The organism is Paenibacillus sp. P4_E11 (assembly GCF_056401635.1).
In genome coordinates, this window is the sequence record NZ_JBFUIX010000040.1 from 48,363 (window position 1) to 56,371 (window position 8,009).

6 protein-coding genes are annotated in these 8,009 nt (G+C 47.7%); all 6 read left to right on the forward strand.

Annotation, left to right across the window (positions count from 1 at the left end; genetic code table 11):
- The first annotated feature begins 53 nt into the window (after positions 1-53).
- Positions 54-2,243, forward strand: a complete 2,190-nt coding sequence (locus tag AC1DWB_RS16670; RefSeq protein ID WP_477542202.1) for a hypothetical protein — start codon at positions 54-56, stop codon at positions 2,241-2,243.
- Between the two features lie 42 nt (positions 2,244-2,285).
- The gene (locus AC1DWB_RS16675; protein ID WP_477542203.1) at positions 2,286-3,431 is read left to right on the forward strand and encodes a trans-sulfuration enzyme family protein; all 1,146 of its coding nucleotides are present in this window, start codon (positions 2,286-2,288) and stop codon (positions 3,429-3,431) included.
- Positions 3,432-3,470: 39 nt separating this feature from the next.
- Positions 3,471-4,892 carry a Sapep family Mn(2+)-dependent dipeptidase gene (locus tag AC1DWB_RS16680; protein ID WP_477542204.1) on the forward strand — a complete coding sequence of 474 codons (1,422 nt, stop codon included), beginning with the start codon at positions 3,471-3,473 and terminating at the stop codon, positions 4,890-4,892.
- Between the two features lie 324 nt (positions 4,893-5,216).
- Complete coding sequence (locus tag AC1DWB_RS16685) at positions 5,217-6,173, forward strand: ABC transporter permease (RefSeq protein WP_477542205.1); 957 nt, start codon at positions 5,217-5,219, stop codon at positions 6,171-6,173.
- A 27-nt stretch (positions 6,174-6,200) separates the two neighbouring features.
- The gene (locus AC1DWB_RS16690) at positions 6,201-7,121 is read left to right on the forward strand and encodes a carbohydrate ABC transporter permease (RefSeq protein WP_477542206.1); all 921 of its coding nucleotides are present in this window, start codon (positions 6,201-6,203) and stop codon (positions 7,119-7,121) included.
- A 183-nt stretch (positions 7,122-7,304) separates the two neighbouring features.
- The coding region (locus AC1DWB_RS16695; RefSeq protein ID WP_477542207.1) for an extracellular solute-binding protein at positions 7,305-8,009 on the forward strand (705 nt) is incomplete at its 3' end.

The window sequence follows — 8,009 nt, forward strand, 5'->3', positions numbered from 1 at the left end:
ACTACGCATCATTGGATAGAGTGAGTATACGAATTAGCAAAGGTGGAGAGAGCATGAGCAAAGCTCAATATTTGGCCTATATCGAGAAAGCAGTCATGTATGGACGTGAAACCTATTACGAACACATTGAGAATTGGAAAAAAGGTTATAATCCGAATCAATTCTTTGGTATGTATAGCGCACCGGGCATTCTTGCTGTTCAAGTGCAAATAGAAGGCTTCATGTACCATGTTACCGGTAATCTGGAGTATGCGCAGAAAGCCAAGGAATGGCTGCTGGAGGCGGACACCTATCTATCCATCGTTCCAGAAGAGCATCTGAAGCTATATCCCGAGTATGAGAAGGGCGTCCCGGCATTCGAGCCCATGTTTCAAGGCCAGAATTACTTGTACGGGTACTTATTCATCAAGGATAGCGGGATCGTGAACCCGGAGGAGAAGCTTCGCATTGAGAAGTCGATTAGAAGCAGTATCGATTTCATGATGCATTATCCCGAGTGGGGGGCGCATAACCGCTCGATGCTGCGTGTATGGACGATGTCGCTGGCGATTGAAGCGTTAGGCGATACCGAAGAGACGAAGACATGGGACAAGATGTGCAAGTATTTGGCCGAAGAGTCGATTGGCAAATGGTCGATCGAGGATGCACAGCTGTATCTCATCCTATGGCTAATCTCCTGCCAAGAGTATGCCAAGTATGCCGGTTTCGAGAAATCATATTTCCAGAAGTCGCAAACCAAATATTATTTTGACTACCTGATGCGTATCATTACCCCGGAAGGTTTCATTCCAGATTACGGGGATTCTCATTTCGGTTCCAATTGGTACTTGTGGCTCTCTTGTTTGGAGAAGGGCGCATCAGTTTACCAAGACACGCATATGAAATATGCAGCTTCCAAAGTATTCGAATATGGAATGGCCCTCACAGGTGACCAAATCTCTGTCGGACTAGCGGCTTCATTGACCTACGCCTACTTATGGGCAGACGATAATGTTGTACCGATTAAGCCGGATTGGGGCACCGAGGAGCTGTTGGAGGACGTTGTTGGCAAAAAAATCGTGTTTCGCGATGGTTGGAACGAGGAAGATGCCTACATGCTGTTGAATTATAGGGATGAGGGCAATTATGCGTTCACTCCTCGCAACTATTTGCGGCACACCATCTCCGTGAAGGCGGAGAAGACGCATCATGGGCATAGCGATGAGAATGCCATCAACTTGCTGGTCAAGGATCGCAATGTGCTGCTGCATGATGGCGGTTACCGCGAGTCGCTCCCGAACGGCAAATACCGCAATGATATTTACCATAACCGTCTAGTCTTCCGCGCAGGCGAACTGCCATCAGACAGCGGGGTATACGATTTCCTGCACGACCATGGTTACTACAAGCCAGCGATTACAGAAAAGATTCATATGCAAAAGTTCGACCGGCTGGAGTATAGCCGTACTCGTGTCTTCGATGTGAACAACAAAATTACATGGGACCGCAACGTCACGTACATGAAGGAAGACGGTGTATTCATTATCGTCGACTGGACGAAGGCGGAAGCTGCTCAGACTGTAACGACAGCGAATTTGTGGCATACCGGAATGGTTCTGAGTCAAGAGGGCGGTGTCTTCGATACGTGTGTGAAGCATATTCATCGGGGGCCAGGCGACCAAAATCCGCATGTGAACCGCAACGAATGGGCGCTCGCTATCGAGTTCCCCGGTAGCAGCAAGCGTATAGGCCAGGATCCGATCAAGCGTGCGTACGGGGAAGCGGTCATGCTCTATGAAGTGGAATCAAGCGGTCTGAATCAAGGGGAGATGCGGGCTTATGTTACGGTCCTTACACCTCACCGACGTACGGAACAAGCGAAGCGTGTGACAGGACGCGTCTCGATCACCAAGCAATCCGAGCAAGCTGATGTGATCGCACTAACGTATACGAACGGATCTGTATTCCATCTGACGTACAAGCTTGATCTGAACATCGGGCTGCTTGACCCATCTAAGTATCCGCGTTATACATGGAACGATGGGCGAATTGATTATGGACGTGTGGCAACGGACGCAGACTTCGCTTTTGTAGCGGATGAGGCGGATGAGGTGCAATACGGATTTCTGAACGGAAGCCGGATTGAGCTGGATGGGAAGGAATTGTTCTCGACGTATAAGATGACTTCGTATCAGTTCGAAACGAAGAACTGGATAATCGCTGACCACAAATGGAGAGCCTGGGACGGATCTTGTACACGATAAGATACTATTACTAAGAAAACAAGAAAGAAGGGATTGCAGCAAATGGATGATGAATTGTTGAAGAAAAAAGAGGACATTTGCGCCCATCTGGGCGATGAATACGACCGATACCTTGGGGCGATCGTGCCTCCAATTTTCCAAAACTCGCTGTTCACCCGTAAAACAGTCAATCACGGCTATACGTATACGCGTGTTGCGAATCCGACGACCGAGATTGCCGAACGGAAAATTGCGGCGCTTGAGGAAGGAGAGGCAGCTCGCTGCTTCTCCTCCGGGATGGCCGCGATCAGTGCCGCGCTGATGTACTACTTGGAGAAGGACTGCCATGTCATATGTCCTCGTGCTGTCTATGTGCCGACGAAAGCGTTTCTGGAAACGTATATGACGAAGTACGGTGTAGAAGTTACACTAGTCTCCGGAGATAACGTCGAGGAGATCGAACAAGCTATTCGTCCGAATACCAAAGTGATCTATTTGGAAAGCCCGCTGTCCAACGTATTCTCGCTTCAAGATTTGCAGGCGATATCGGCTCTTGCGAAATCGCACGGCATCGCAACAATCATTGATAATACGTGGGCAACGCCGCTGTATCAAAATCCGCTGAAGTACGGCATTGATCTTGTTGTACATTCTGCTTCCAAGTATTTGGGCGGCCACAGTGATATTCTGGGTGGGGTTATAGTAGGCAGTAAGACGGTTCTCGATTCGATCATGAACAATGAGCGGAGCTTGTTCGGCGCGGTTATGGACCCGCACCAGTCTTGGCTGTTGATTCGCAGCTTGCGCACATTGCCTGTCAGAATGAAGCAGCACCAGGACAACGCGATGAAGGTAGCAGCCTTCCTCGAAGATCACCCCAAAGTAGCCAAGGTGTATTATCCAGGTCTGCCTAGCCATCCTCAGTACGAGCTGGGACGTAAGCAGATGTCTGGTTATTCAGCCTTACTCAGCTTCATCCCCAAGGGCGATAAGCAGCAGATCATGAAGATGATGAAGAGTCTCCACTACTTCGAAGAAGGTCCGAGCTGGGGCGGTTTTGAGAGCTTGATCAATTCTCCTGGATTATGGGTCACCGAGGAGACGTCCGCACAAGCTGGAATCCCAGTCGGTCTCATGCGTATCTCAGTCGGATTGGAGAGTGCCGATTCGATTATGGATGATCTGGATCGGGCATTGAACGGGATGTAACTGGATCATAAGTTAGAAGTGTGAAAGGCGGAGTTACGCTTGAAGATTGGGCATGAAATTCGCAAACATCGCGATGCAATCGCCGCCGGCATCTCAGAGCTCGTGCAGATAAGAAGCGTGATGGACACCCCTGAGCCAGGTAAACCGTTCGGAGTCGGAGTCGATCAGGCTTTGCGGCATATGCTGGAAATGGCCGAGTCATTCGAGTTCGAAACCAAGAATGTGGAAGGGTATGCTGGTCACGCTGAATACGGTGAAGGTGATGAGCTTGCTGCCGTACTGGTCCATCTTGATACGGTTCATGAGGGTGAAGGCTGGACGTACCCGCCGTTCGGGGGTGTGATCCAGGACGGGAAGATTATTGGAAGAGGGGCTTCCGATAACAAAGGTCCGGCCGTAGTCGCCTTGTATGCGCTCAAAACGTTGAAAGATCTCGGCATTGTAGGCAACCGTCGTCTACGTCTCATCTTCGGCACGAATGAAGAGAGCGGGATGAAGGATCTGGATGCTTACTTCGAGCGTGAGCCATTGCCAGACTTGGCATTCGCGCCTGATGCTGGCTATCCGATCTTCAATATTGAGATGGGCAACATGAACGTGGTGTTCTCCGGACTAGGAAGCGAGGAGGAGAGCATCAACAAGCCGTTGCTTCCGATTATTAAGCTTGTCGGCGGCAGTACCCTTACGCTCGTACCTGATAAGTGTACGGCGCTACTCTCCCTCGCCCATCTGAACGAAACCCAGGTCGAACGAATTCGCCTTCATGTCGAGAGCCAAGTTAATATATCGGCGACCATCTGTGAAGTGACGGAGCTGGAATTGGAACTGACCGCAAGCAATGAATTCGTAGAAGGCAGTCCAACAGGATCAAGGAATGCGATTGCCAATATGATTGCTTGCCTGCTTCAACTGCAGATGGATACCGGAATGAATGCTTTATTACAATTTCTACACGAGAAGATCGGTTCGCAGACGGACGGACAGTCGCTCGGCATCGCTTGCAGTGATAATTACTCGGGCAGCTTAATCGTCTTCCTCCGTACGATATCGTGCGATGCCCACAAGATGGAAGTATTGTGTAACATCCGATATCCTGTTACACATGATGGTGCGAATATTGTCTCTGTAATTGCCGAGCAAGCCAAAGGATACGGTCTTCAAGTAGAACAGACTCGTCATCTGCTGCCGGTTCACGTACCTGAGGATCATCAGGTTATTATCCGGTTAAGCCGTGCTTACGAGAAGATGATCGGTGAGAAGGCCGTCTTGCTGCGCATGGGAGCCGGTACATACGCCCGCAAGCTGCGGAACAACGGTGTTGCGTTCGGAGCAGGACTTGTCGGTGGCGTGAACACGAATGTACACGCTGCTGATGAATTCGTCTTCATCGAGGATATGATGCGACATGCCGAGATTTGCCTGCAGGGCATGTACGAGCTGCTGGTCGATGAAGTCGAGTAGTGCGAATATGCTCCAGAGGTTCTTCTAAAATAAGCCCCAGACCATCCTGCAGGGTGGTCTGGGGCTTATTGCTGTATGGGACCTTACGATCACCGAAGTCATATTGATAAACAGAAATAATGAGTAAATAGTCATGATTAAGGACCGTTGAAGCGTTCTCCGACCATTTTTTCTATCATTGGAGAGGAGAAGTTGAAATGATGAAGTCAAGAAAACTAATAAAATGTAAAATTCATTACATTTTTATTACTTTTACAACCCTGTATACTTACAATTAGAAAACGCTTTCAGATAGGCGTGAGTTTGCAGAAAAGGAGCGAGGGTATGGCTGCACAGACACAAAACCTTCCGGCTATGACAACGGAGAAACGAACCACAAGCGCTTTTAAGAAAGAATGGTACAAAAATTATGATTTGTATTTGCTGCTACTTCCAGGTCTGGTGTTCTTTCTGATTTTTAGCTATATCCCGATGTTCGGGCTAATAGTCGCCTTCAAGGATTACAATATTTTCAAAGGTGTCTTCGCATCCGACTGGGTGGGGCTCAAGCACTTCAAGGATATGCTTGAGCTTCAGGACTTTTATCGGGTCGTACGAAATACGTTGATGCTTAACGTGTTGGGACTGGTCGTAGGATTCCCTGCACCGATCATATTAGCACTGATGCTGAATGAAATCCGGGCCAAATATTTCAAGCGAATCACTCAATCTTTACTGTACTTGCCACACTTTATGTCCTGGATCATCATGGGCGGTATTATTTATAACGTGCTATCCCCGAAATACGGGATCGTGAACTCGATCATGAGAGCGATGGGGATGGAAGAAATTTACTTCATGATCGAGGAAGTATGGTGGGTTATCGTCTACACCTTGTCCAGTGTGTGGGCGGGAGCCGGATGGGGCACCATTATTTACTTGGCGGCGATGACAACGATTGACCCTTCCTTATACGAGGCGGCGGTCATGGACGGAGCRGGTCGCTGGAAGAAGATTGTCCATATTACGATTCCGGGGATTATGCCTACGGTTGTGATCTTGCTCATTCTGAATGTCGGGCATATGGTGTCCATTGGATTGGAACATCCATTCGCCTTGCAGAATCCGGTCGTCATGGGTATATCGGATGTTTTAAGTACGTACATCTATGCCGCGGGGATTAAGCAAGGCTTGTTCGGCTTAACGACAGCGATCGGGATGTCGCAATCGGTTATTAACCTGATTCTCGTACTGGGCGCGAACTACTTTGCCAAGAAATTGGGTAATGAGGGATTGTGGTAAAATTCATAAGCAAGGGAGAATACAGCTATGGCTGCCATTGAGCAGAAAAATCAGTTTAAGCGCCGCATGTTCGGCAAGTATACAGGCTGGGACGTTAGCTTCAACATTGTGAACTATTCATTAATGATTTTCTTCACTTTCATCTGCATCTTTCCATTCCTGAACACGTTAGCTAATGCGTTCAGCAGCAGTCATGCCATTCAGACAGGCCAAGTCGTCTTATGGCCAGTAGAGTTTCAGTTGGACGCAATGAAGTCTGTCATATTTGATAAGAACATTATTCGTGCGTTAGGGGTAACGGTCTACATTACCTTATTCGGTACAGCACTCAATATGCTGTTCACGATTGGAACCGCCTATCCATTGTCCAGAAGAGACCTGAAGGGCCGCAAGTACTTCATGAATTACATGATTATTACGATGTTATTCGGCGGTGGCTTGATTCCGGGCTACTTACTTATTAAGAACTTAGGTATGTTGAACACCTTATGGTCCATCATGATTCCTGGTTTGATCGGGGCGTTCAATGTTATCATTATGAAATCGTTCTTCCAGAATATGCCCGAAGAGCTACGAGAGGCGGCGGTTATGGATGGCTGCGGCAACATCCGATATTTGGTACGCATCGTGCTTCCTCTGTCGGGAGCGGTTCTAGCCACGATCGGCTTATTTTATGCGGTGGGCCACTGGAACTCGTATTTTGGTGCAGTGCTATTCATCGACAAACCCGAATTAGCCACCCTGCAAGTAAAGTTGAGGAACATCTTGTTGCTATCGCAAATGGACACCTCACTTGAGACCATGCAGACACAGGACAATCTCCATGTCGTTGCAGAGTCCTTGAAGGCAGCGGTTATTGTATTCGCTACAGTTCCTATCTTAATAGTTTACCCGTTTCTGCAAAAATATTTTGTAAAAGGTTCGTTCCTGGGATCTGTTAAAGGATAATAGCGAATCAGCATAGCAAAAAAGCTAACATTATGACAAAATAATAGGATGGTTTTAATCAATAAAACCATCTATATTTACTTTGAAAACGCTTTAGATACAATATTTTCTGGCAGGGAATGGGCTTTTCCCCATTGCACACATAGATATGTCCTGCAACTTAGATAAGGGAGGAATACGTACATGGTAAAAGTTTTTAAAAAAGGGGTAATCGGAAGTTTAGCTATGGTATTAACGCTCTCAGGTTTCTTGGCAGCATGTTCTGAGAAAAGTCCAGGAACAAGTGGAAGCACGCCGCCAACAGCAAACAAAGAACCGGAGAAACCGGTCAAAATCCGCGTATCCTTATGGGATCGCGCCAATGCACCAGAAGGTCAGACTTTGGCCAATAATCCGATTATCAAGTATGTACAAGATGAGACGAAGAAAATTGGACTCGAAGTAGAATTCGTCAGCTTACCTAGATCGACGGAGTCGGAGAAGTTGAATGTCTGGATGGCTTCAGGTGAAGCACCTGATGTGATCATTACTTACTCCATCGATACGATCTTCAAATTCGCGGAACAAGGCGGATTATGGGAGCTTGATTCTTACCTCGCCAAGTATCCGGATTTAGTTAAGAATAACAAAAAGGCGCTTGACCAAGCAGGGATGTACAAAGGCAAGCGTTATGCCATTCCAGCGATCCGTGTGAATACGTATGCCGGTGCTCACATGAAGATTCGTAAAGACTGGGTCGATAAGCTGGGCATGAAGTTGCCGACAACCAATGATGAGCTTTACGAAGTATTGAAAGCATTTAACGAGAAAGATCCGGGTGGAGTAGGTAAAGATAAAGTGGTACCGTTCGCGATGCCAGCTATCAACCAAGCGGCAAAAGCATTCTTC